Origin of the sequence: Pantoea sp. QMID4, from assembly GCF_030270445.1 — a bacterium.
Taxonomy (GTDB): domain Bacteria; phylum Pseudomonadota; class Gammaproteobacteria; order Enterobacterales; family Enterobacteriaceae; genus Pantoea; species Pantoea vagans.
Window position 1 is genome coordinate 411,134 of the sequence record NZ_BSXL01000002.1, and the last position, 24,023, is coordinate 435,156.

General features: G+C 56.0%; 20 protein-coding genes and 1 riboswitch. Of the genes, 14 read left to right on the forward strand and 6 right to left on the reverse strand.

Features of this window, described 5'->3' with window-relative positions; translation table 11 throughout:
- Nucleotides 1-38 precede the first annotated feature (38 nt).
- Nucleotides 39-141, reverse strand: a riboswitch (TPP riboswitch).
- Between the two features lie 35 nt (nt 142-176).
- Nucleotides 177-1,838 carry an HTH-type transcriptional regulator SgrR gene (sgrR, locus tag QSK07_RS06720; RefSeq protein WP_275220561.1) on the reverse strand — a complete coding sequence of 554 codons (1,662 nt, stop codon included), beginning with the start codon at nt 1,836-1,838 and terminating at the stop codon, nt 177-179.
- A gap of 253 nt (nt 1,839-2,091) precedes the next feature.
- On the opposite strand from sgrR, the gene QSK07_RS06725 reads away from it, so the two are divergent.
- Nucleotides 2,092-3,270, forward strand: coding sequence for an MFS transporter (locus tag QSK07_RS06725; RefSeq protein WP_098051510.1), 1,179 nt, complete (start codon nt 2,092-2,094; stop codon nt 3,268-3,270).
- Between the two features lie 233 nt (nt 3,271-3,503).
- On the opposite strand, the gene leuD is transcribed toward QSK07_RS06725, so the two are convergent.
- The 5 genes from leuD to leuL all read right to left on the reverse strand — a co-directional run bounded on the left by leuD (nt 3,504) and on the right by leuL (nt 8,354).
- Complete coding sequence (leuD, locus tag QSK07_RS06730) at nt 3,504-4,109, reverse strand: 3-isopropylmalate dehydratase small subunit (protein WP_098051509.1); 606 nt, start codon at nt 4,107-4,109, stop codon at nt 3,504-3,506.
- A 3-nt stretch (nt 4,110-4,112) separates the two neighbouring features.
- Complete coding sequence (gene leuC, locus QSK07_RS06735) at nt 4,113-5,519, reverse strand: 3-isopropylmalate dehydratase large subunit (protein WP_285721174.1); 1,407 nt, start codon at nt 5,517-5,519, stop codon at nt 4,113-4,115.
- Nucleotides 5,520-5,523: 4 nt separating this feature from the next.
- Complete coding sequence (gene leuB / locus QSK07_RS06740) at nt 5,524-6,615, reverse strand: 3-isopropylmalate dehydrogenase (protein ID WP_098051507.1); 1,092 nt, start codon at nt 6,613-6,615, stop codon at nt 5,524-5,526.
- A gap of 2 nt (nt 6,616-6,617) precedes the next feature.
- Nucleotides 6,618-8,180, reverse strand: a complete 1,563-nt coding sequence (gene leuA, locus QSK07_RS06745; protein WP_098051506.1) for a 2-isopropylmalate synthase — start codon at nt 8,178-8,180, stop codon at nt 6,618-6,620.
- A 90-nt stretch (nt 8,181-8,270) separates the two neighbouring features.
- Nucleotides 8,271-8,354 (reverse strand): leu operon leader peptide, encoded by an 84-nt coding sequence (leuL, locus tag QSK07_RS22830; RefSeq protein WP_099257765.1) that lies wholly within the window; start codon nt 8,352-8,354, stop codon nt 8,271-8,273.
- A 730-nt stretch (nt 8,355-9,084) separates the two neighbouring features.
- Between leuL and ilvI the strand changes: the two genes are divergently transcribed.
- The 13 genes from ilvI to murG all read left to right on the forward strand — a co-directional run bounded on the left by ilvI (nt 9,085) and on the right by murG (nt 24,003).
- The gene (ilvI, locus tag QSK07_RS06750) at nt 9,085-10,809 is read left to right on the forward strand and encodes an acetolactate synthase 3 large subunit (protein ID WP_275220568.1); all 1,725 of its coding nucleotides are present in this window, start codon (nt 9,085-9,087) and stop codon (nt 10,807-10,809) included.
- A gap of 2 nt (nt 10,810-10,811) precedes the next feature.
- Nucleotides 10,812-11,303 carry an acetolactate synthase small subunit gene (gene ilvN, locus QSK07_RS06755; RefSeq protein ID WP_010253849.1) on the forward strand — a complete coding sequence of 164 codons (492 nt, stop codon included), beginning with the start codon at nt 10,812-10,814 and terminating at the stop codon, nt 11,301-11,303.
- A gap of 196 nt (nt 11,304-11,499) precedes the next feature.
- On the forward strand, nt 11,500-12,510 hold the full coding sequence (gene cra, locus QSK07_RS06760; RefSeq protein WP_098051504.1) for a catabolite repressor/activator: 1,011 nt from the start codon (nt 11,500-11,502) through the stop codon (nt 12,508-12,510).
- Nucleotides 12,511-13,004: 494 nt separating this feature from the next.
- On the forward strand, nt 13,005-13,463 hold the full coding sequence (mraZ, locus tag QSK07_RS06765; RefSeq protein WP_009092149.1) for a division/cell wall cluster transcriptional repressor MraZ: 459 nt from the start codon (nt 13,005-13,007) through the stop codon (nt 13,461-13,463).
- A gap of 2 nt (nt 13,464-13,465) precedes the next feature.
- Nucleotides 13,466-14,407, forward strand: coding sequence for a 16S rRNA (cytosine(1402)-N(4))-methyltransferase RsmH (gene rsmH / locus QSK07_RS06770; RefSeq protein WP_098051503.1), 942 nt, complete (start codon nt 13,466-13,468; stop codon nt 14,405-14,407).
- Nucleotides 14,404-14,724: a cell division protein FtsL gene (ftsL, locus tag QSK07_RS06775; RefSeq protein WP_003854764.1), complete on the forward strand. Its 321-nt coding sequence runs from the start codon at nt 14,404-14,406 to the stop codon at nt 14,722-14,724. The genes rsmH and ftsL overlap by 4 nt, the downstream gene beginning before the upstream one ends.
- 16 nt (nt 14,725-14,740) lie before the next feature.
- Nucleotides 14,741-16,510, forward strand: a complete 1,770-nt coding sequence (ftsI, locus tag QSK07_RS06780) for a peptidoglycan DD-transpeptidase PBP3 (RefSeq protein WP_013356760.1) — start codon at nt 14,741-14,743, stop codon at nt 16,508-16,510.
- Complete coding sequence (murE, locus tag QSK07_RS06785; protein ID WP_285721175.1) at nt 16,497-17,984, forward strand: UDP-N-acetylmuramoyl-L-alanyl-D-glutamate--2,6-diaminopimelate ligase; 1,488 nt, start codon at nt 16,497-16,499, stop codon at nt 17,982-17,984. Before ftsI ends, murE begins: the two co-directional genes overlap by 14 nt.
- A complete protein-coding gene (murF, locus tag QSK07_RS06790; protein ID WP_285721176.1) occupies nt 17,981-19,339 on the forward strand; it encodes a UDP-N-acetylmuramoyl-tripeptide--D-alanyl-D-alanine ligase in 1,359 nt (452 codons plus the stop codon). The genes murE and murF overlap by 4 nt, the downstream gene beginning before the upstream one ends.
- Nucleotides 19,333-20,415, forward strand: coding sequence for a phospho-N-acetylmuramoyl-pentapeptide-transferase (gene mraY, locus QSK07_RS06795; RefSeq protein ID WP_013356763.1), 1,083 nt, complete (start codon nt 19,333-19,335; stop codon nt 20,413-20,415). Before murF ends, mraY begins: the two co-directional genes overlap by 7 nt.
- A gap of 2 nt (nt 20,416-20,417) precedes the next feature.
- Nucleotides 20,418-21,734 carry a UDP-N-acetylmuramoyl-L-alanine--D-glutamate ligase gene (gene murD, locus QSK07_RS06800; RefSeq protein WP_285721177.1) on the forward strand — a complete coding sequence of 439 codons (1,317 nt, stop codon included), beginning with the start codon at nt 20,418-20,420 and terminating at the stop codon, nt 21,732-21,734.
- The gene (gene ftsW, locus QSK07_RS06805) at nt 21,734-22,948 is read left to right on the forward strand and encodes a cell division protein FtsW (RefSeq protein ID WP_098051498.1); all 1,215 of its coding nucleotides are present in this window, start codon (nt 21,734-21,736) and stop codon (nt 22,946-22,948) included. Before murD ends, ftsW begins: the two co-directional genes overlap by 1 nt.
- A complete protein-coding gene (gene murG, locus QSK07_RS06810; RefSeq protein ID WP_285721178.1) occupies nt 22,945-24,003 on the forward strand; it encodes an undecaprenyldiphospho-muramoylpentapeptide beta-N-acetylglucosaminyltransferase in 1,059 nt (352 codons plus the stop codon). Before ftsW ends, murG begins: the two co-directional genes overlap by 4 nt.
- The last annotated feature ends 20 nt before the right edge of the window (nt 24,004-24,023 follow it).

Here is a 24,023-nt window from a genome sequence, read left to right on the forward strand (position 1 = left end):
CCTTCAGGAGAATAGGGGATGAGTCGCAAAGGATCTGAGCACAGAGGCCTCTCAAATCCCTACGTCGGTATTAACCGAATCAGGTTCGACGGGTCTCTCTCAGCGGCTTGCTTGTGGCAGGCCGCACCCCGTTGAGAACGTCACATTCTAGTCATTTCAGCGCCGGGGCGAAAGCGTCACAGCGCCGGTGGCGCGAACCAGGCCGATTTAAAATCAAACCAGCCCAGCGTATTCATCCTGACGCCGCGCATACTGCGCTGTCCTTCAAGCAGCAGCCAGTGATGAAACAGCGGATGCAGACCGGCTTCTTCGACTAACTGCTTGCTCCATTCGGCCAGCGGCAGCGTTTTCTCGCGCCAGCGGGCCGCATCGCTGTGCCAGTCGATCGGCAGACAGTGATGCAGCAGCGGAATCTCATAAAGCTGCGCGAACAGGGAATAATTCAGCGGCAGGGTAAAGTTCACGCTGCCCAGCCAGATGTCACTTTCCGCCTCGCCCTGATACCAGCTCTCGTAGCTGATCTCGCGTGTCTCCAGCGTGACGCCATGCGCTGCCAGCAGCGGCCGCAGCGCGTTGGCGATGCCTTCGTGCTCCACATGCTGACTGTACCAGGTCAGCGTCAGATGGGTTAAGCCGGGCGGTTTTTCCACGGGCGTCAGATCGCGCCGATGGTGCCAGCGCGGCAGCAGACCATACGCCGGAAACCAGTAGCGCTGATAGCCGACGCCGGCGTGATTGAGTAGGGCGATGGGGTTAAACAGGTAGCTGACCCAGCGCCGCACCGCCTCGTTGCACCCCTGTTCTGAACGCTGATCGAACAGCAGATAGTAGCAGCCCTCTTCAAGGCGGCTCTCTTCCTGAACTTCATCAACGCTGTCGCCCTGAAGCCGGACACCAGCATAGACCAGCTCATCGCTGATGTCGGGCAGGACCCAGATAGAGACATCATCAATCAGGGCGCGAAAACCGAAGTAGTCATCAAACGCTTCGATCTTCAGCTGGCTCTCCTGATTGCGGATTACCCGATAAGGCCCCGTCCCAACAGGCTGACGGGCGAAATCGCGCAGTGTCGGCCATTCGCGCGGCAGGATCATCGCACTGACGCTGCCCAGCAGCCAGGGCAATCCCTCGTCGGGCTGGCTTAAACGGATATCCAGCGTCCAGGGGGCAGGCGAGTCGATCTGCGCGATATGGGAAAAGAGTGGATGGGCGCGCTGACGCTCCAGCGTGGCCAGCACATCCTCCATCTCCAGTTCTCTGCCGTGATGGAAGCGAATCGCCGGACGCACAAAGAAGCGCCAGTGAAGCGGGGAACTCTGCTGCCAGTGATGTGCAATATCGGCCTCGATTTCCCCGTTTTCCTCATTTATTCGCGTGAGGCCGTTAAAAATCTGTCGGGCAATATGGGTTTCCGAGCGCCGCAGCGGCGAACCAGGCAGCAGGTTAAGCAGTGGACGATAGTAGAGCACCCGCAGGATATGCTTGCCCTGGCGGAAACTGCGCCCCAGATGCGCGCCGATCATCTGCCGCACCTGATTTTTATCGCCCACCAGCTGGACCAGTTGATCGATGCGATCCTGTTCCAGCAGATCCTCGGCACGCTGCTGCTGCAGGGCCAGTCCGGTGTAGCAGAAGGTGAGTTGCGATCGCCTGCCGCGACCGGCTTCCGCCTGCCAGATCAGCCAGCCTGCAGCCTGCATCCGGTTGAGCAGATTACGCATATGACGACGAGAGCAATGCAGCAGGTCAGCCAGTTCGCTGAGGGTAATCTCCTGCGTTTGCCCCTGGCAGCTCTGCCACAGGCGAATGAACTGCTGCTTCAGACGTGATGAGGACATAAAAGGGGAACTCCAGGTGAAAAGCGCTCTGTTTTTTCTGCCCCATTTTAAGAGCAAACTTTGCGCTATGGGAAGAGCGGGAGGCATTCAGCAATGAATGGCGTTCGACCCTCACTTCGCTGTTCAGTGGAGTGCTTTTCTGAGTAGGGTGCATTTACACCGCCAGCAGATGATCTCTGCTGGCTTTTTTCATGTTGCGCGGTATCGTCTACCCTTCTTTTTTCCCTCTGTTTGTTCTGAAAGGGATTTCGCTATGAAATCGCTGTTAACGCGGCAGCGCCGCATCAATCCGGTTTACCTCGCTTTTATGGTTGCCTCGTTCATGCTGGGCATCGCGGGCGCATTACAGGCGCCGACGCTTAGCCTGTTTCTGACGCGCGAGGTGCAGGCGCGGCCCTTCTGGGTCGGGCTGTTTTTCACCATCAACGCGGTGGCCGGTATCGTGGTGAGTATGCTGGTGGCTAAGCGCTCAGACAGTGTTGGCGATCGTCGGCATATCATTCTCATCTGCTGCCTGATGGCGCTGATGAATGCGCTGCTGTTTGCCTTTACCCGCCACTATCTCACCCTGCTGACGCTGGGTGTGCTGCTCTCGGCGCTGGCCAGCGTCTCTATGCCTCAGCTGTTTGCGCTGGCGCGTGAGTATGCCGATCAGTCGGCACGGGAAGCGGTGATGTTCAGTTCGGTGATGCGTGCGCAGCTGTCACTGGCCTGGGTAATCGGGCCGCCGTTATCGTTCGCGCTGGCGCTGAACTACGGCTTTGTGACGCTGTTTATGGTGGCCGCCGCGCTGTTTCTGATCTGTATCCTGCTGGTCTGGTTTACGCTGCCGTCTGTGCCACGCACGCAGCCGCTGATGCAAAGCGGCGGGCTGCCGATAAGCGGCTGGCGCGATCGGGATGTGCGGTTGCTGTTCATCGCCTCCGTCGTGATGTGGACCTGCAACACGATGTATATCATCGATATGCCGCTTTATATCAGCACCACGCTGGGACTGCCGGAGAAGCTGGCCGGTCTGCTGATGGGGACGGCGGCCGGGCTGGAGATTCCGGTGATGCTGCTGGCGGGTCATTACGCCCGTAGCATTGGAAAGCGCCGCTTAATGCTGATCGCAGTGGCGGCGGGCGTGCTGTTTTACCTGGGGCTGGTGCTGTTCAACTCCCGCACTTCGCTGATGGTGTTGCAGCTGTTTAACGCGGTGTTTGTTGGGATTATCGCGGGTATCGGGATGCTGTGGTTCCAGGATCTGATGCCCGGGCGGCCTGGCGCGGCGACCACAATGTTCACTAATTCGATCTCGACCGGCATGATTCTGGCCGGAGTGATTCAGGGAACGCTGAGTGAGCGCCTGGGGCATGAGGCCGTTTACTGGCTGGCATTCGGACTGGCGATTGTGGCGCTGGTGATGTCGGCGCGGGTGCGCGACGTTTAAAAGAGAAGGGCGACCGGATGTCGCCCTTATTTGAAGTTATTCACGAAATCTGGCCCGGCCATCTGTGATATCGAGCCTGCTCAGGGAACACGGTCAGATCGGAAAGTCGCTTAAGCCAATCCCTGGCCGCTCGGCCCGCGCCGTCCATGGCGCGGGACGCTTTCCTCCTCTGCCCGTGTTCCCGGCGCGTTAAACTTAATCGTTGCTGCCAGATTAGGCCTGCTTTAAGTGAATCAGCACAGGAAAGCGGGCTGATTCTGCTCGTACTGCGAAATCGAGGCTTCGTGCTGCAGGGTCAGGCCGATGCTGTCGAGCCCGTTAATCATGCAGTGTCGGCGGAAGCTGTCGAGTTCAAACGGATAGACTTTATCGCCTGCAGTGACCGTTTGCGCTTCCAGATCGACCGTGAAGCTGATACCCGGCTGGGCCGCAACCAGTCTGAACAGCTCATCCACTTCCTCTTCGCTTAACTTCACCGGCAGCAGCTGGTTGTTGAAACTGTTGCCGTAAAAAATATCCGCGAAGCTGGGCGCAATCACCACGTGGAAACCGAAATCGGTCAGCGCCCAGGGCGCATGCTCACGTGAAGAGCCGCAGCCAAAGTTCTCGCGCGCCAGCAGGATGCTGGTGCCTTTGAACTCGGGCTTGTTCAGCACAAAGCCGGGCGTTGGCACCGTACCGGCGTCATCTTCAAAGCGCCAGTCATGGAACAGATGCTGACCGAAACCGGTGCGGGTGACCTTCTGCAAAAACTGCTTGGGAATGATCGCGTCCGTATCGACGTTCGCGGCATCCAGCGGCGCAACAATGCCGGTGTGCTGAGTAAATTTATTCGCCATGACTTAAGCTCCTGTCGTCATTTCACGGATGTCGGCAAAGTGGCCGGTCACGGCAGCCGCCGCGGCCATCGCCGGGCTGACCAGATGGGTACGTCCACCACGGCCCTGGCGACCTTCAAAGTTACGGTTGCTGGTTGAGGCACAGCGCTCGCCCGGATTCAGGCGGTCATTGTTCATCGCCAGGCACATTGAGCAGCCAGGCAGGCGCCATTCAAATCCCGCTTCCAGGAAGATTTTATCCAGACCTTCCGCTTCAGCCTGCGCTTTCACCGGGCCGGAACCCGGCACCACCATAGCGACCACACCAGGCGCAACTTTGCGGCCTTTGGCGATGGCGGCGGCGGCACGCAGATCTTCAATACGTGAGTTGGTGCAGGAGCCAATAAACACTTTATCAATCACAACATCGGTCAGTTTAATGCCCGGCTGCAGGTTCATGTAGGCCAGCGCCTTTTCCGCTGAGGCACGCTCAACCGGATCGGCGAATGAGGCTGGGTTCGGGATCAGCTGATCAACGGCAATCACCTGACCCGGGTTGGTGCCCCAGGTGACCTGCGGTGCAATCTCTTCAGCATGCAGCGTCACTACCGCATCATACTTCGCGCCCTCATCAGATTTCAGGGTGCGCCAGTATTCAACGGCCTGCTCCCAGTTCTCGCCCTGTGGCGAGAACTGACGACCTTTCAGGTAGTTGAAAGTCGTTTCATCCGGTGCCACCAGGCCCGCTTTCGCGCCCATCTCAATCGCCATGTTGCACAGGGTCATACGACCCTCCATGCTCAGCGCCTGAATGGCCGGGCCGCAGAATTCAACCACATAGCCGGTGCCGCCTGCGCTGCCGGTTTTGCCGATGATCGCCAGCACGATATCTTTGGCGGTAATGCCGGTGGACGCCTGGCCCAGTACTTCAATCTTCATGGTTTTCGCCCGACCCTGTTTCAGGGTCTGGGTCGCAAACACATGTTCCACTTCAGAGGTGCCGATACCAAAGGCCAGCGAGCCGAACGCGCCGTGGGTGGCGGTATGCGAGTCGCCGCACACAATGGTCATGCCCGGCAGCGTCATACCCTGCTCAGGACCGATAACGTGGACGATACCCTGGAATGGGTGATTCAGGTCATACAACTGTACGCCAAATTCTTCGCAGTTCTTCATCAGCTCCTGCATCTGAATACGCGCCATCTCGCCCGACGCATTGATGTCTTTGGTCTGGGTAGAGACGTTGTGATCCATCGTGGCAAAGGTTTTGCCCGGCTGACGCACTTTACGTCCGTGTGCACGCAGACCATCAAAGGCCTGTGGCGAGGTCACTTCATGGATCAGGTGACGATCGATGTAGAGTAACGGCGTTTCGTTGGGCGCTTCGTGGACGACATGTGCATCAAATAACTTCTGGTATAAAGTTTTCATTTTTTTATTTTTCCTCGGCGATAAAGCGGGCAATGATGCTGCCCATCTCATCTGTGCTGACCGCAGGGCCATCACCGGCTAAATCTTTGGTGCGGTAGCCCTGTTCCAGCGCACGGCTGATGGCGCGTTCAATACTGTCGGCTGCCGCATCGGCATTCAGGCTGTAACGCAGCAGTAATGACAGCGACAGAATCTGGGCGACCGGGTTAGCAATATTCTGACCGGCGATATCCGGCGCTGAACCCCCCGCTGGTTCGAACAGGCCAAAGCCCGCTTCATTCAGGCTGGCTGACGGCAGCATGCCCATCGAGCCGGTGATCATGGCGCACTCATCAGAAAGAATGTCACCGAACAGATTGGAGCAGAGCAGCACGTCAAACTGCGACGGGTCTTTGATCAGCTGCATGGTCGCGTTGTCGATATAGATGTGGCTCAGCTGCACGTCCGGGTACTCTTTCGCCACTTCATTAACAATTTCACGCCACATCACCGAGGTCTGCAACACGTTGGCTTTATCCACCGAGGTGACTTTGTTGCGACGTTTGCGCGCCGATTCAAACGCGATACGGGCGATGCGCTCAATTTCGAAACGGTGATAGACCTCGGTATCAAAGGCACGCTCTTCCGGGCCGCTGCCTTCGCGTCCTTTAGGCTGACCAAAATAGATGCCGCCGGTCAGTTCACGTACGCACAGAATGTCGAAGCCCTTTGCGGCGATATCGGCGCGCAGCGGGCAGAAGGCTTCCAGTCCGCTATAGAGCGCCGCCGGACGCAGGTTACTGAACAGCTTAAAATGCTTTCGCAGCGGCAGCAGCGCACCGCGTTCCGGCTGTGATGCCGGGGGTAAATGCTCCCACTTTGGACCGCCAACGGAGCCAAACAGGATCGCGTCAGCCTGCTCACAGCCAGCAACGGTGGCGGGCGGCAGAGGTTCACCGTGCTGATCGATAGCAATGCCGCCGACCGCATATTCCTGGGTGGTAATCTGCATATCAAAGCGCTGACGAATGGCATCCAGTACTTTCATCGCCTGTGCCATCACTTCCGGGCCGATACCGTCACCCGGTAAAACTGCGATATGAGAGGAGGTGGACATGGTTATACGGTTTCCTTCTGATCTTTGAATTTGCGCTGCAGTTCTTGTTCAACCTGACGGGCACGCCAGATATTGTTCAGGGCGTTGACCATCGCTTTCGCAGAGGACTCGACGATATCGGTCGCCAGACCAATGCCGTGGAATTTGCGGCCGTTGTAGCTCACAACGATATCGACCTGTCCCAGCGCGTTCTCGCCGTGGCCTTTCGCGGTCAGCGTGTAGTTAACCAGCTCAGCGTCAAACTGCGTGATGCGGTTAATCGCCTGATAGACTGCATCAACCGGGCCATTGCCGGTGGCGGCATCCGATTTAGCGACATCGCCGCAGCCCAGATTGACAGAGGCGGTGGCGGTGATGCCGGAACCGGTCTGGACGTTAAATTCGTGCAGCTGGAAATGCTCCGGCTCTTCATTCTGTTTGTTGATGAAGGCCAGCGCCTCCAGGTCATAATCGAAGACCTGACCTTTTTTATCAGCCAGCTTCAGGAAGGCGTCATACAGCGTATCCAGATTGTAATCCTGTCCGGCATAGCCCATCTCTTCCATGCGATGTTTTACCGCCGCACGGCCTGAACGTGAGGTCAGGTTCAGCTGGATTTTGTGTAAGCCGATTGATTCCGGCGTCAGGATTTCATAGTTCTCGCGATTCTTCAGCACGCCATCCTGATGAATACCGGAGGAGTGGGCAAAGGCGTTGGAACCGACGACTGCCTTGTTAGCCGGGATCGGCATGTTGCAGATCTGGCTGACCATCTGGCTGGTGCGATAGATTTCCTGATGATTAATAGTGGTGTGCACGTTCATGATCTGCTGACGGGTTTTAATCGCCATGATTACCTCTTCCAGCGCACAGTTACCGGCACGTTCACCCAGGCCATTCATCGTGCCTTCAACCTGACGCGCGCCGGCCTGAACAGCAGCCAGAGCGTTACCGGTTGCCATCCCCAGGTCATCATGGGTATGCACAGAGATAATCGCTTTATCGATGTTAGGAACGCGGTTCATCAGTTCACTTATGATATGTGCGTACTCGCCTGGCAGGGTGTAGCCAACGGTATCCGGGATGTTGATGGTGGTCGCACCGGCGTTAATCGTCGCTTCTACCATCCGGCACAGGTCATCAATTGGCGTACGGCCGCCATCTTCACAGGAGAACTCAACGTCACTGGTGTAATTACGCGCACGTTTCACCATATGCACCGCGCGCTCAATCACTTCCGGCAGCGTGCTGCGCAGTTTGGTGGCGATGTGCATGGGTGACGTCGCGATAAAGGTATGGATACGGAAGGCTTCGGCAACGCGCAGTGATTCGTATGCCGCGTCGATGTCTTTCTCCACACAACGCGCCAGCCCGCAGACCCGGCTGTTTTTGATGGTGCGGGCAATGGTCTGTACTGATTCAAAGTCGCCTGGGGAGGAGACCGGGAAACCAACTTCCATCACGTCCACGCCCATACGCTCCAGCGCTAAGGCAATCTGCAATTTTTCTTTCACACTCAGGCTGGCCTGTAATGCCTGCTCACCATCGCGCAGAGTGGTATCGAAAATAATGACTTGCTGGCTCATCGTATTCATCCTTTTGCTTTTTTCGGGCCTGGCAACGAGCATAAAAAAACCCGCGACAGGCGCGGGTTTTTAACTTTCAGCAGGTTTGAATCAGTGTTTGATTCCGCCCACAAGTCTACCGCGCAAGCTAAGTGCGTTTAGTAGTAGACCGAGAAGGCGAACAGAACGAAACATGGATTCAAACCTTATAAAATGTTGTGCTGTACATATTGGTACTGGAATTGTTCAGGGATGTCAACCTTCAATGCAGGGGTATTATCCGGGACGATGAAGGAAGATATTCTGTTATTTGACGGTCAGGCAGCGTAATGAACAGCGCGTCAGTCACTGCGTAAGCAATCAGCTCCGGAATGCCGCCTTTCACGAACTTATTAAAGCTTTATTTGATTGAAAATTAATAATTTTCTTCGTTTTTTGTCCGGCGGTGGCACAGGATTTATCACCTGCCGGTTAGCATAATTGAATGCACTTGCGTGATTTACTGGTTAATTACGCCAGAAAAGAAAAATGTCAGGGGATTGTGGGCTATTGCAGGCGGTAATAAGTTTTCGTTATTTCTTATATCACGCTGAAAATAATTTCTTACTTAGCATTTTCGTCTGCAGTTCTGCGACGTAATTAGTTTAATCCGCGCAGCCAATTCTTATCAGGCAGAGCCTTTACGTCCCGGCCTTTTAATTTACGCGGGTTTGCGGTTTGCCTGCCCGGTTAACTGCGGTTATGGTAATTGACCTACTCTCAGAACAATGAACTCAACAGATTTCTCTGTAACAGGACAGCGGCACATGTTTTCGCTGTCGTGCATAAACATAAGATTTTGATTGGCAAAGCAGGCACCAGGGCAACGTGTTACGCACCAACGAGCGTAGTAACCGGGCCGGGTCCTCAAGCCTGGAGGCAGAAGATGGAGATGTTGTCAGGAGCCGAAATGGTCGTCCGTTCGTTAATCGATCAGGGCGTTAAGCAGGTATTCGGTTATCCGGGTGGCGCAGTCTTAGATATCTATGATGCGCTGCAAACCGTCGGGGGTATCGATCACATTCTGGTGCGCCATGAGCAGGGCGCGGTGCATATGGCTGACGGTCTGGCGCGTGCTACGGGTGAAGTCGGCGTGGTGCTGGTTACCTCAGGACCCGGTGCAACCAATGCGATTACCGGTATCGCTACCGCCTATATGGATTCGATTCCGCTGGTAATCCTGTCGGGTCAGGTTCCCTCGTCGCTGATTGGCTATGATGCTTTTCAGGAGTGCGACATGGTCGGCATCTCTCGTCCGGTCGTGAAGCACAGCTTCCTGGTGAAAAGCACCGAAGAGATCCCAACCGTACTGAAAAAGGCGTTCTGGCTGGCCTCCAGCGGACGTCCGGGACCCGTGGTGATCGACCTGCCAAAAGATATTCTGAATCCGGCTAACAAACTGCCTTATCACTGGCCGGATTCGGTAAGCATGCGCTCTTACAACCCGACCATTCAGGGCCATAAAGGGCAGATTAAGCGCGCACTGACCACCTTGCTGGCCGCGAAAAAACCGGTGATCTACGCGGGTGGCGGGGCTATTACCGCAGGCTGCGAAGCGGAACTGTTACAGCTGGCCGAAAGCCTGAATATTCCGGTGACAACTTCGCTGATGGGCCTGGGTGCATTTCCGGGTACCCACCGTCAGTGCGTCGGCATGCTCGGTATGCACGGCACGTACGAAGCCAACATGACGATGCACAATACCGACCTGATTTTTGGTATTGGTGTTCGCTTCGATGACCGCACCACCAACAACCTGGCGAAATATTGTCCTGACGCCACGGTGATGCACATCGATATCGACCCTACCTCTATTTCCAAAACGGTTGCGGCGGATATTCCGATTGTGGGCGATGCGAAACAGGTACTGCAGCAGATGCTGGAGTTGCTGGCGCAAAGCGAGACGCCATCGCGTGCTGAAAGCCTGCACGACTGGTGGCAGGCGATCGAAGGCTGGCGCCGTCGTCACTGCCTGGAATTTGATCGCACCAGCGACAAAATTAAGCCACAGGCCGTGATTGAAACCATCAGCCGCCTGACCAAAGGCGATGCTTATGTCACGTCGGATGTGGGCCAGCATCAGATGTTTGCTGCGCTCTATTATCCTTTCGACAAACCGCGCCGCTGGATCAACTCTGGCGGTCTCGGCACCATGGGCTTTGGTCTGCCTGCAGCGCTGGGCGTGAAGATGGCGCTGCCGGAAGAGACCGTCATCTGCGTAACGGGCGATGGCAGTATCCAGATGAACATTCAGGAGCTCTCTACCGCACTGCAGTACGATCTGCCGGTGCTGGTGCTGAACCTGAATAACCGGGTGCTGGGCATGGTGAAGCAGTGGCAGGATATGATCTATTCCGGTCGTCACTCCCAGTCTTATATGGAGTCGCTGCCTGATTTCGTGCGTCTGGCGGAAGCCTACGGTCATGTCGGCATCGCGATTGAACATCCGGCTGAGCTGGAAGAGAAGCTGACGCTGGCGCTGGAAACGCTGGCAAAAGGACGTCTGGTGTTTGTGGATGTCACCGTTGACGGTAGCGAGCACGTTTACCCGATGCAGATTCGCGGTGGCAGCATGGATGAGATGTGGTTAAGCAAAACGGAGAGGACATAATTATGCGTCGCATTTTATCAGTTCTGCTGGAGAACGAATCCGGCGCATTATCCCGTGTCGTCGGTCTGTTTTCGCAGCGCGGCTATAACATTGAAAGCCTGACCGTGGCACCGACCGACGATCCGACGCTGTCGCGGATGACCATTCAGACGGTGGGCGATCAGAAGGTGCTGGAGCAGATTGAAAAGCAGCTGCACAAGCTGGTGGATGTGCTGCGCGTTACCGAACTGGGGCAGGGCGCCTATGTTGAGCGCGAAATCATGCTGGTGAAAATTCAGGCCAGCGGTTATGGCCGTGAAGAGGTGAAACGAAACGCCGAGATCTTCCGCGGTCAGATCATTGACGTGACGCCGACGCTGTACACGGTTCAGCTGGCAGGTACCAGTGACAAACTGGACGCCTTCCTGAACACCGTCCGCGATGTTGCCGAAATTGTTGAAGTGGCACGCTCCGGGATCGTGGGCGTTTCGCGCGGCGATCGCATCATGCGTTAATTACGCCCCGTCATCATCAATCCTCACCTAACCCGGCGAAATGCCGGGTTTTTTTAATTTTTATGCGCCAGGCGGGTTACATTCAGAAAAGCGGTTGCTCCGCGCACTTTTCTGCTGTTAGATGATAGTCATAAGTTATCCATAGCTTAACTGCGGCTATTTTTGCCGTTAAAGCGGATTTGATGGTGGGGTTATTGTGAAACTGGATGAAATTGCGCGTTTGGCAGGCGTGTCGCGCACCACGGCCAGTTATGTGATCAATGGCAAAGCGCGGCAGTATCGTGTCAGCGACAAAACCGTTGAGAAAGTCATGGCGGTGGTGCGTGAGCATAATTATCACCCTAATGCGGTGGCTGCCGGGCTACGCGCCGGGCGAACGCGCTCCATTGGGTTAGTGATTCCCGATCTGGAAAATACCAGCTATACCCGTATTGCGAACTATCTGGAGCGCCAGGCGCGTCAGCGCGGCTATCAGCTGCTAATTGCCTGTTCTGAAGACCAGCCTGATAACGAGATGCGCTGCATTGAACATCTGTTACAGCGGCAGGTCGATGCGATTATCGTCTCTACCTCATTACCGCCAGAGCATCCCTTTTATCAGCGCTGGATCAACGATCCCCTGCCGATTATCGCGTTAGACCGCGCGCTGGATCGTGAACATTTTACCAGCGTGGTCGGTGCCGATCAGGATGATGCACAGACGCTGGCCGCTGAACTGCGTCAGCTTGAGGTTAAAAATGTGCTGTTCCTTGGCGCGTTACCTGAGCTCTCAGTGAGTTTCCTGCGTGAGATGGGGTTCCGCGATGCCTGGAAAGACGATCCTCGTCCGATTGACTATATCTATTGCAACAGCTTTGAACGCACCGCCGCTGCCGCGCTGTTTGAAAAATACCTTGAAGATCACCCGATGCCGGAGGCGCTGTATACCACCTCATTTGGTCTGCTGCAGGGTGTCATGGATGTGACGCTGAAACGTGACGGAAGGCTGCCGACCGAGCTGGCTATTGCCACTTTTGGCGACCACGAATTACTGGACTTTCTTGAGTGTCCGGTACTGGCGGTGGGTCAGCGTCATCGTGACGTGGCAGAGCGTGTACTGGAATTAGTTTTAGCCTCGCTGGATGAACCCAGAAAACCGAAACCGGGTTTAACCCGCATTCGTCGTAATTTATACCGTCGCGGACAATTAAGCAGAAAAGTTAAATGAGTAACGGGCAGTATTAAGCTGCCCGCCCATTTTATTTCCGTGATATACTGATTAAATAAACAGGTCGACGTAAAAAAGCGTAAATTCTGCTCATCAAATCTAACAAAGTCGATCGGCTTATTTTTATTATCTGCTTACAACTTCAACAAACTTCCTGCCCCGTCTCGCCTGAAGCTGCTGTGCTTCCTTTCGGAAATCCCCTAAAATGCCGCCGCTGTCTCAGAAACGACGATAAATATTCATCGCTTCATATTGTTTCATTTTTAGTCGTTTTTTCGCGGGTCCTTATTTTTATTCAGGTATTCATTGGCTTAATTTTTACTTTCCCTTTTTATTCGTTTATATCGTCGCCAGAGATTAATTTTGCGCTCTGTAAAGAGTGATATTCAACTACCGCTCCGGCTTGACAAGGATTTCATGGGATCCTTAAACTCGTTTCGTGGTAAAAAGTGGGATAAAGTGGCGTAAATGGGTGACCAGGAGGAGAGACTGGCATGTTCCGCGGAGCAACGTTAGTCAATCTCGACAGCAAAGGGCGGCTCGCCGTACCTACGCGATATCGCGATTTGCTGATTGGGGAATCTCAGGGGCAGATGGTCTGTACCATCGACCTCCACCAGCCATGCCTGTTGCTTTATACCCTGCCCGAATGGGAAATCATTGAAAAAAAGCTGGCACGCCTTTCCAGCATGAATCCGCTTGAGCGCCGCGTGCAGCGTTTGCTGCTGGGACATGCCAGTGAATGTCAGATGGACAATGCAGGCCGCCTGCTGCTGGCAAATACGCTTCGGCAGCATGCAAAATTAACCAAAGAAGTGATGCTGGTTGGGCAGTTCAACAAGTTTGAGCTGTGGGATGAACAGACCTGGTATCAACAAGTCAGGGACGATATTGACGCAGAACAGTCGGCTCAGGAACCTTTATCTGAGCGGTTGCAGGACTTGTCGCTATAGCTATGCAGGAAAATTTCAAACATACCACCGTACTGTTGGATGAGGCGGTTAACGGCCTCAATATCAGGGAAGACGGTATTTATATCGACGGCACTTTTGGCCGTGGTGGCCATTCACGCCTGATTCTTTCGCAACTGGGAGAGAAGGGAAGGCTGATCGCCATCGATCGCGATCCGCAAGCTATCGCCGCTGCAGCGGAGATCACTGACCCGCGTTTTTCAATTATTCATGGCCCTTTTTCCGCGCTGGCAGAGTATGTCGCTGAACGGGATTTAGTCGGGAAAATTGACGGCATTTTACTCGATCTGGGGGTTTCATCACCGCAACTGGATGACGCCGAGCGCGGCTTCTCCTTTATGCGTGATGGACCGCTGGATATGCGAATGGACCCTTCGCGCGGTCACTCTGCCGCAGAATGGTTGCTGCACGCGGAAGAAGCAGATATCGCTTTCGTCCTGAAAACCTACGGTGAAGAGCGATTTGCTAAACGTATTGCCCGGGCCATCGTCGAGCGTAATCGTGAACAGCCGATGACCCGCACCCGGGAGCTGGCTGAAGTCATCTCTGTCGCCATGCCGGTAAAAGATAAGTTTAAGCATCCGGCTACACGCAGCTTCCAGGCGATTCGTATCTGGATTAACAGCGAACTGGAAGAGATCGATATTGCTCTGAAAGGGGCGGTTGAAGTCCTGGCACCGCAGGGTCGCCTCTCTGTTATCAGCTTCCATTCACTTGAAGATCGGCTGGTGAAACGCTTTATGCGCGACCAGAGTCGCGGGCCACAGGTGCCTGCCGGGATACCGATGACTGAACATCAGTTGCGTGCCCTGGGCGGGCGTGAGCTGAAGCTACTTGGCAAGATGTCGCCAGGAGATGCTGAAGTCTCTGAGAATCCACGTGCGCGCAGTTCGGTCTTACGTATCGCGGAGAAAACCGACGCATGATCGGTAATGAGCGCCACAGTCTGCCCGCCGTCATCGGCGGGGATTTGCTGCGAAAAGGCAAGATTCCGGTGCTGTTGCTGATCGCTGTAGTGGTGTCTGCCGTGCTGGTGGTCACCACCACCCATAAAACACGACTGCTGACTGCGCAGCGCGAACAGCTGGTGCTGGAGCGGGATGCGCTGGATATCGAGTGGCGTAACCTGATTCTGGAAGAGAATGCGCTGGGCGACCATAGCCGGGTTGAACGCATTGCCACAGAGAAGCTGCAGCTGCAGCACGTTGATCCTTCACAAGAAAATATCGTGGTGCAGAAATAAGGATTTCAGATAGCGAATGAGCGGCACAGGCAGAACGCTGAAGTTAAAGAAACCGGAAGATAAAGCCAGCTTTGTAAGCTGGCGTTTTGCGTTGCTGTGCGGCTGTATTTTACTGGCGCTGGGCGGTTTGCTGTCGCGTGTGGCCTGGCTGCAGGTCATCAATCCCGGCAAGCTGGTAAAAGAGGGCGATCTGCGCTCGCTGCGCGTTCAGGCAGTGCCGACTTCGCGCGGGATGATCAGCGATCGCGCTGGTCGCCCACTGGCTGTCAGTGTACCGGTTAATGCCATCTGGGCTGATCCAAAAGAGCTGCATGCCGGTGGTGGCGTAACGCTCGACAGTCGCTGGAAAGCACTGTCCGATGCGCTCTCTATTCCACTTGACCAACTGGCGGCCCGCGTTAATGCCAACCCTAAAGGCCGCTTTGTCTATCTGGCGCGCCAGGTTAATCCGGCCATCGGTGAATACGTCAAAAAACTCAAACTTCCCGGTATTCATCTGCGCGAAGAGTCGCGTCGTTACTATCCTGCCGGGCAGGTCACCTCTCATCTGATTGGCTTTACCAATATCGACGGCCAGGGCATCGAAGGCATTGAAAAGAGCTTTGATAAATGGCTGACCGGTGCGCCGGGCGAGCGGACGGTGCGCAAAGATCGCTATGGCCGCGTCATCGAAGATATCTCCTCTGTGGACAGCCGCGCCGCCCATAACCTGACCCTGAGCATTGATGAGCGCTTACAGGCGCTGGTTTACCGTGAACTGAATAACGCCGTTGCTTTTAACAAAGCGGAATCGGGTACGGCGGTGCTGGTGGATGTGAATACCGGTGAAGTGCTGGCGATGGCCAACAGTCCGGCTTACAACCCGAATAATCTCACCAATACGCCTAAAGATCTGATGCGTAACCGCGCGATTACCGACATCTTCGAGCCGGGTTCTACCGTGAAGCCGATGGTGGTGATGACCGCGCTGCAGCGTGGCGTGGTCAGAGAGAACAGCGTCCTGAATACCGTGCCGTATCGCGTCAATGGTCATGAGATCAAAGATGTGGCGCGCTACAACGAATTGACCCTGACAGGGGTTTTACAGAAGTCGAGTAACGTCGGTGTTTCACGTCTGGCGTTAGCGATGCCTTCCTCAGCGCTGGTAGAAACTTACGCGCGCTTTGGACTGGGCAAACCGACCAATTTGGGGCTGGTCGGGGAAAGTAGTGGCTTATACCCTAAAAAACAACGGTGGTCTGACATAGAGAGGGCCACCTTCTCTTTCGGCTACGGGCTAATGGTAACGCCGTTACAGTTAGCGCGAGTCTACGCAACGATTGGCAGCTATGGCATTAACCGTCCGCTGTCGATTACCAAAGTGGATCCGCCCGTCGCGGGACAACGCGTTTTCGATGAGTCACTGGTTAAAACCGTGATGCACATGATGGAAAGCGTGGCGCTGCCCGGTGGCGGTGGCGTTAAAGCGGCAATTAAAGGTTATCGCATCGCGATAAAAACCGGTACGGCGAAAAAAGTCGGGCCGGACGGACGCTACGTCAATAAATATATTGCTTATACCGCAGGCGTTGCGCCTGCCAGTCATCCCCGATTCGCGCTGGTGGTGGTGATCAACGATCCCCAGGCCGGCAAGTATTACGGCGGTGCGGTTTCTGCACCGGTGTTTGGTGCCATCATGGGCGGCGTACTGCGCACCATGAACATCGAGCCGGACGCATTACCGACGACCAATGACAGGAATGAGTTGGTGACTAACAGAAGTGAGGAATCAAGTGACAGATCGTAACCTGCGCGACTTACTCGGCCCCTGGGTGCCAGGCGCGCCGGCGCGCCCACTGCGCGACATGACCCTGGATAGCCGCATTGCGGCGTCTGGCGATCTGTTTGTCGCTGTTGCAGGCCATCAGGTTGATGGCCGCCGTTTCATTCCGCAGGCGATTGCGCAGGGCGTAGCCGCCGTGGTGGCTGAAGCTGAAGGTGAAGCGACCGACGGCGAAATCCGTGAAATGCACGGCGTACCGGTTATCTATCTGGCACAGCTGCATCAGCGACTGTCGGCTTTAGCAGGACGTTTTTATCAGCAGCCGGGCGAGAAGCAGACGCTGATTGGCGTCACCGGCACCAACGGTAAAACCACGACCACCCAGCTGCTGGCGCAGTGGGCGACGCTGCTGGGTGAGACCAGCGCAGTGATGGGCACCGTTGGCAACGGGCTGGTAGGTCACTTAGTCGCTGCAGAAAATACTACCGGTTCAGCAGTGGACGTTCAGCATATGCTGCACGAGCTCGCTGAAAAATGGGCGACCCTGACCGCGATGGAAGTCTCGTCACACGGTCTGGTGCAGCATCGCGTTGCGGCGCTGCCGTTTGCTGCGGCGGTCTTCACCAACCTCAGTCGCGATCACCTCGATTACCACGGTGACATGCCGAGCTATGAGTCGGCCAAATGGCTGCTGTTTTCTGAGCATCAGGTCGGACAGGCGATTCTTAACGCTGATGATGAAATCGGCCGTCGCTGGCTGACGCGCTTACCTGATGCGGTTGCCGTCACCATGGAAGATAACCTTCAACCGGGCTGCCATGGCCGCTGGCTGAAAGCCGATGCGGTGGAGTATCACGACAACGGGGCTCATATCCGTTTCAGCTCAAGCTGGGGCAACGGTGAAATTGACAGCCCGCTGATGGGCGCGTTCAACGTCAGCAATCTGCTGCTGGCGCTGGCGACCCTGCTGTCACTGGATTATCCGCTGGCGACGCTGGTAAGCGTTGCACCACAGTTACAGCCCGTTAACGGGCGTATGGAAGTGTTCAGCGCTGCAGGAAAACCGACGGTCGTGGTGGATTATGCCCACACGCCGGATGCGCTGGAAAAAGCGCTGGAAGCGGCACGTCTGCATTGCAAAGGAAAACTCTGGTGCCTGTTTGGCTGCGGCGGCGACCGTGACAAAGGTAAGCGCCCGTTAATGGGGGCGATTGCTGAACAATTTGCGGATGTGGTGCTGATTACCGACGACAATCCGCGCAGCGAAGATCCGCAGGCGATAGTAAAAGACATTCTGACCGGTTTGCTGGATCCGGGCCGCGCCCGGGTGGTATCGGGACGTGCGCAAGCGGTCACTAACGCCATTATGCAGGCACAGCCTGACGATATCGTGCTGGTGGCGGGCAAAGGCCATGAAGATTATCAGATCATCGGCAACCGTCGTCTCGACTACTCCGATCGTGCCACGGTAGCGGCACTGCTGGGAGGCGCAGCATGATTCCGGTTTCATTAAAGACCCTGGCGGAAATTACCGGCGGCACGCTGCACGGCAGCGATTTAACCCTGAACGATGTGACTACCGATACCCGCCAGGTGACGGCGGGCAGCCTGTTTGTCGCGCTGGTGGGCGAACGCTTCGATGCACACGACTTCGCCGGAGAGGCCATTGCGAATGGCGCACAGGCGCTGCTGGTAAGTAAGCATTTACCTGTCGCTGTGCCTCAGGTGGTGGTTGAAGATACCCGTATTGCCTTTGGCCGACTGGGTGCCTGGGTTCGTCAGCAGTCGACCGCCCGCGTAGTCGCGCTGACCGGCTCCTCCGGCAAAACCTCGGTCAAAGAGATGACCGCAGCGATTCTGCGTCAGTGCGGCGAAACGCTCTACACCGCAGGCAATCTCAACAACGATTATGGCGTACCGATGACCCTGCTCCGCCTGACCGCAGAACATCAGTATGCGGTCATCGAGTTGGGTGCAAATCATCAGGGCGAAATCGCCTACACCACTGACCTGGTTAAACCGGAAAGCGCGCTGGTCAATAACCTGGCCGCGGCCCATCTGGAAGGTTTTGGTTCGCTGGCGGGTGTGGCTAAAGCGAAAAGTGAGATCTTTCAGGGCCTGCCGGCTCACGGCATTGCCATTCTCAACGCGGAGAGCAACGACTGGCCGAACTGGCAGAGCACGCTGCAGGATAAAACCGTGTGGCGCTTTTCTCCGCAGGCGGCAGAGTGTGATTTCTCCGCCCGTGATATCCGTATTATGCAGGATGGCACCCATTTTGTGATGAACACACCGCGCGGCACGGCTGAGATCGTTCTGCCGTTGCCGGGCCGTCATAACATTGCTAATGCTCTGGCGGCGGCGGCACTGGCCCTGTCAGTGGATGCGCCGCTTAGCGCCGTTCAGCAGGGACTGAAAAACCTGCAATCGGTGCCGGGTCGTTTGTTTCCGGTGCGCCTCTCTGCGCATCAGCTGCTGCTGGATGACAGCTACAACGCGAACGTCGGCTCAATGACCGCAGCCGTCCAGGTCCTGTCAGAGATGCCAGGTTACCAGGTGCTGGTCGCGGGTGATATGGCGGAACTGGGTGAAGAGACTGAAAAATGTCATCGCGAAATCGGTGAAGCGGCACGCGAAGCAGGCCTTGACCGCGTACTGACCTGTGGAAAATTCAGCCACTTCATCAGTGAAAACAGTGGTGTTGGTGAACATTTCGGCGATAAGACGGCGCTGACTGAACGTTTGCGAGAATTGTTGTCCGAACACTCAGAAATTACCGTCCTGATAAAAGGTTCACGTAGTGCCGCCATGGAGCAGGTAGTACAGAGCTTAAAGGAGAAAGGAACATGTTAGTTTGGCTGGCCGAGCATCTGGTCGCTTTTTATTCGGGCTTCAACGTCTTTTCTTATCTGACGTTTCGCGCCATTGTCAGCCTGCTGACCGCGTTATTTATCTCGCTCTGGATGGGGCCGCGCCTCATCGCCTGGCTGCAGAAATTACAGATTGGCCAGGTCGTCCGTAACGACGGTCCGGAATCGCACTTCAGTAAGCGCGGGACGCCTACCATGGGCGGCATCATGATTCTGACCTCCATCACCATTTCGGTACTGATGTGGGCCTATCCGTCGAACCCCTATGTCTGGTGCGTGCTGTTCGTGTTAGTCGGATTTGGCATCATCGGCTTTGTCGATGACTACCGCAAAGTGGTGCGTAAAGACACTAAAGGCCTGATTGCCCGCTGGAAATATTTCTGGATGTCGGTGATTTCGCTGGGTGTGGCGTTCGGACTTTATGCGGCGGGCAAAGATACCCCTGCGACTCAACTGGTTGTGCCGTTTTTCAAAGACATCATGCCGCAGCTTGGCCTGTTTTATGTGCTGCTGGCCTACTTTGTGATTGTCGGAACGGGTAATGCGGTCAATCTGACCGATGGCCTGGATGGCCTGGCGATTATGCCAACCGTCTTTGTTGCTGCGGGTTTCGCGCTGGTTGCCTGGGCAACCGGTAACGTGAAGTTTGCTGAATACCTTCATATTCCCTATCTGCGGCACGCCGGTGAGCTGGTTATTGTCTGTACCGCCATCGTCGGGGCAGGGCTGGGCTTCCTGTGGTTCAACACCTATCCGGCTCAGGTCTTTATGGGTGACGTCGGCTCGCTGGCTTTAGGCGGCGCGCTGGGAACCATCGCGGTGTTACTGCGTCAGGAATTTTTACTGGTGATCATGGGCGGCGTATTTGTGGTTGAAACGCTGTCGGTGATCCTGCAGGTGGGATCGTTTAAGTTGCGCGGCCAGCGTATTTTCCGCATGGCGCCGATCCATCACCACTATGAACTTAAGGGCTGGCCGGAACCTCGCGTCATCGTGCGCTTCTGGATTATTTCGCTAATGCTGGTGCTGATTGGCCTGGCCACGCTGAAGGTGCGTTAATCATGGCTGACTATCGGGGTAGAAAAGTCGTCATCATCGGACTGGGCCTTACCGGGCTCTCCTGTGTTGATTTCTTTTTAGCGCAGGGCGTCACGCCTCGCGTGATGGACACCCGTGTCTCGCCGCCGGGGCTGGATAAATTGCCCGGGCAGGTTGAACGCCATCTGGGCGGCATTAACGGCGACTGGTTACTGGCGGCCGATCTGATTGTTGCCAGTCCTGGCGTCGCGCTGGCGCATCCGATTCTCAGCGAAGCGGTAGAAGCCGGAATTGAAATCGTCGGTGACATTGAGCTGTTCTGCCGCGAGGCGCAGGCACCCATTGTGGCAATTACCGGTTCCAACGGCAAAAGCACCGTGACCACGCTGGTGGGTGAGATGGCGAGAGCCGCAGGCTGGCAGGCAGGCGTCGGCGGCAATATTGGTCTGCCCGCGCTGAGTCTGCTGCAATCACCGGCCCAGCTTTATGTACTGGAACTCTCCAGCTTCCAGCTTGAGACCACCCACAGTCTGAAAGCGGCTGCGGCAACCGTGCTTAACGTCACCGAAGATCATATGGATCGCTATCCGCTGGGTATGCAGCAGTATCGTGCCGCCAAGCTGCGGGTCTATGAGAATGCGCAGATCTGCATCGTTAACGCCGATGATGCGCTGACGATGCCGGTACGGGGTGCGGATAAGCGCTGTGTCAGCTTTGGTGTCGATTTTGGTGACTACCACCTTAACAAGCAGCAGGGCAGTATCTGGCTGCGGGTGAAAGGCGAGAAAGTCCTGAACACCGCTGAAATGAAGATGGTGGGACAGCATAACTACACCAACGCGCTGGCTGCGCTGGCGCTGGCCGATGCGGTCGGTCTGCCACGCGCCTCCAGCCTGGCGGCCTTAACGCACTTTAATGGTCTGGCGCATCGCTTCCAGCTGGTCCATGAACACCAGGGTGTGCGCTGGATTAATGACTCCAAAGCGACCAATGTCGGCAGCACCGAAGCGGCACTGAATGGCCTGCAGGTAAAAGGAACGTTGTGGCTGCTGATGGGCGGTGATGGTAAATCAGCCGATTTCACGTCGCTGATCCCCTGGCTGCAGGGCAACAACGTACGCCTTTACTGCTTTGGCCGTGACGGCGATGCGCTGGCCGCGCTGCGTCCTGACATTGCCGTGCGCACGGAAACGATGCGACAGGCAATGGAGCAGATCGCGCCACAGGTTAACACCGGCGATATGGTTCTGCTGTCGCCAGCCTGCGCCAGTCTTGACCAGTTCCGTAACTTTGAGCAGCGTGGTGAGCAGTTCGCGCAACTGGCGAAGGAGCTGAGCTGATGCGAATTCCTGGCGCCGGACTGGCGGGTTACTTCTCAGGACGCCTGAAAAACTGGGTGATGGGCGCACGCGAAAGTGATGATTCATCGCTGGTGCTCTATGACCGCACTCTGTTATGGCTGACGCTGGGCCTGGCGGTAATTGGTTTTGTGATGGTGACGTCGGCGTCAATGCCGGTAGGTCAGCGTCTGAATGATGACCTCTTTTACTTCGCCAAGCGTGATGCGTTCTACATCGCACTGGCTTTAGGTATGGCGCTGGTCACACTGCGGGTGCCGATGGATTTCTGGCAGCGCTACAGCAACGTGATGCTGATGGTCACGGTGGCAATGCTGCTGATTGTTCTGGTGGTCGGCAGCTCGGTTAACGGTGCCTCGCGCTGGATCGCGCTGGGTCCGCTGCGTATCCAGCCAGCGGAGCTGTCGAAGCTTTCTCTGTTCTGCTATCTCGCCAGCTACCTGGTGCGCAAAGTGGAAGAGGTGCGAAACAACTTCTGGGGCTTCTGTAAGCCGATGGGCGTGATGGTCGTGCTGGCGGTGTTACTGCTGGCGCAGCCGGACCTGGGTACGGTGGTGGTGCTGTTTGTCACCACGCTGGCAATGCTGTTCCTGGCCGGTGCCAAGCTGTGGCAGTTCATGGCCATCATCGGCTCCGGCATTTTTGCGGTGATCCTGCTGATCATTGCAGAACCTTATCGTATGCGCCGTGTGACCTCGTTCTGGAATCCATGGGAAGACCCGTTTGGTAGTGGCTACCAGCTGACGCAGTCTCTGATGGCATTTGGTCGCGGAGAATTCTGGGGGCAGGGACTCGGTAACTCGGTGCAAAAGCTGGAATATCTGCCGGAAGCGCATACCGACTTTATTTTCGCCATCATCGGGGAAGAACTCGGCTATGTCGGTGTGGTACTGGCACTTTTAATGGTATTCTTCGTCGCTTTTCGTGCGATGTCGATTGGCCGTCGTGCTCTGGAACTGGATCAGCGTTTTTCCGGCTTTTTAGCCTGTTCAATCGGTGTCTGGTTCAGCTTCCAGGCACTGGTTAACGTCGGGGCTGCAGCCGGTATGTTACCGACCAAAGGCCTGACCTTACCGCTGATCAGTTACGGTGGTTCGAGTCTGATCATTATGTCGACCGCCATCGTCTTTTTATTACGCATAGATTATGAAACGCGCCTGACGAAAGCGCAGGCGTTTACCCGAGGTGGTCGATGAGCGGTAAGCGATTGATGGTGATGGCAGGCGGAACCGGCGGACATGTCTTTCCCGGTCTGGCTGTCGCCCATCATCTGATGGAACAGGGCTGGCAGGTTCGCTGGTTAGGCACTGCCGATCGTATGGAAGCCGATCTGGTGCCAAAGCACGGCATCGACATCGACTTTATCCGCATCAGCGGGTTACGTGGGAAAGGGATGAAAGCACTGCTGCTGGCACCGCTGCGTATCTTCAATGCCTGGCGCCAGGCGCGTCGCATTATGAAAGCCTGGCAGCCGGATGTTGTGCTGGGGATGGGCGGCTACGTTTCAGGACCAGGCGGCTTAGCGGCCTGGAGCTGCGGGATTCCAGTGGTGCTGCATGAGCAGAACGGAATCGCCGGGCTGACTAACAAATGGCTGGCGAAAATCGCCACCCAAGTTTTGCAGGCGTTTCCGGGCGCGTTTCCCGCCGCCGATGTGGTGGGGAATCCGGTTCGTACCGATGTTCTGGCGCTGCCTTTACCCGCGCAACGTCTGGCGGATCGTCATGGCCCGATTCGGGTGCTGGTGATTGGCGGCAGTCAGGGGGCGCGAATACTGAACCAGACGCTGCCGCAGGTTGCGGCACTGGTAGGTGATGAGATCACCCTGTGGCATCAGACCGGTAAAGGGGCACAGCCCGAAACAGAGAAAGCGTATCAGCAGGCCGGACAGACGCAGCATAAGATCACTGAGTTTATTGATGACATGGCTGCCGCCTACGCCTGGGCTGATGTGGTGGTATGTCGCTCCGGCGCATTAACCGTGAGCGAAGTCGCTGCCGCTGGTTTACCGGCGATTTTCGTGCCGTTTCAGCACAAAGATCGCCAGCAGTACTGGAACGCGCTGCCGCTGGAGAAAGCGGGCGCCGCCAGAATTTTTGAGCAGCCGCAATTTACTGCGGAGGCTGTAGCGGATTTGCTACGCCACTGGGACCGCGCAACACTGCTGACGATGGCTGAGCAGGCCCGTCAGGTGGCGATCCCCGATGCGACTGAACGGGTCGCTCAGGAAGTGGCTCGCGCCGCAAAGTAATCATTCCGGTCAGCGCGTCT

Coding starts and splice junctions, on each gene's coding strand:
- sgrR (WP_275220561.1), bottom strand. CDS start 1,838: ATGTCCTCATCACGTCTGAAGCAGCAGTTCATTCGCCTGTGGCAGAGC.
- QSK07_RS06725 (WP_098051510.1), top strand. CDS start 2,092: ATGAAATCGCTGTTAACGCGGCAGCGCCGCATCAATCCGGTTTACCTC.
- leuD (WP_098051509.1), bottom strand. CDS start 4,109: ATGGCGAATAAATTTACTCAGCACACCGGCATTGTTGCGCCGCTGGAT.
- leuC (WP_285721174.1), bottom strand. CDS start 5,519: ATGAAAACTTTATACCAGAAGTTATTTGATGCACATGTCGTCCACGAA.
- leuB (WP_098051507.1), bottom strand. CDS start 6,615: ATGTCCACCTCCTCTCATATCGCAGTTTTACCGGGTGACGGTATCGGC.
- leuA (WP_098051506.1), bottom strand. CDS start 8,180: ATGAGCCAGCAAGTCATTATTTTCGATACCACTCTGCGCGATGGTGAG.
- leuL (WP_099257765.1), bottom strand. CDS start 8,354: ATGTTTCGTTCTGTTCGCCTTCTCGGTCTACTACTAAACGCACTTAGC.
- ilvI (WP_275220568.1), top strand. CDS start 9,085: ATGGAGATGTTGTCAGGAGCCGAAATGGTCGTCCGTTCGTTAATCGAT.
- ilvN (WP_010253849.1), top strand. CDS start 10,812: ATGCGTCGCATTTTATCAGTTCTGCTGGAGAACGAATCCGGCGCATTA.
- mraZ (WP_009092149.1), top strand. CDS start 13,005: ATGTTCCGCGGAGCAACGTTAGTCAATCTCGACAGCAAAGGGCGGCTC.
- rsmH (WP_098051503.1), top strand. CDS start 13,466: ATGCAGGAAAATTTCAAACATACCACCGTACTGTTGGATGAGGCGGTT.
- ftsL (WP_003854764.1), top strand. CDS start 14,404: ATGATCGGTAATGAGCGCCACAGTCTGCCCGCCGTCATCGGCGGGGAT.
- ftsI (WP_013356760.1), top strand. CDS start 14,741: ATGAGCGGCACAGGCAGAACGCTGAAGTTAAAGAAACCGGAAGATAAA.
- murF (WP_285721176.1), top strand. CDS start 17,981: ATGATTCCGGTTTCATTAAAGACCCTGGCGGAAATTACCGGCGGCACG.
- mraY (WP_013356763.1), top strand. CDS start 19,333: ATGTTAGTTTGGCTGGCCGAGCATCTGGTCGCTTTTTATTCGGGCTTC.
- murD (WP_285721177.1), top strand. CDS start 20,418: ATGGCTGACTATCGGGGTAGAAAAGTCGTCATCATCGGACTGGGCCTT.
- ftsW (WP_098051498.1), top strand. CDS start 21,734: ATGCGAATTCCTGGCGCCGGACTGGCGGGTTACTTCTCAGGACGCCTG.
- murG (WP_285721178.1), top strand. CDS start 22,945: ATGAGCGGTAAGCGATTGATGGTGATGGCAGGCGGAACCGGCGGACAT.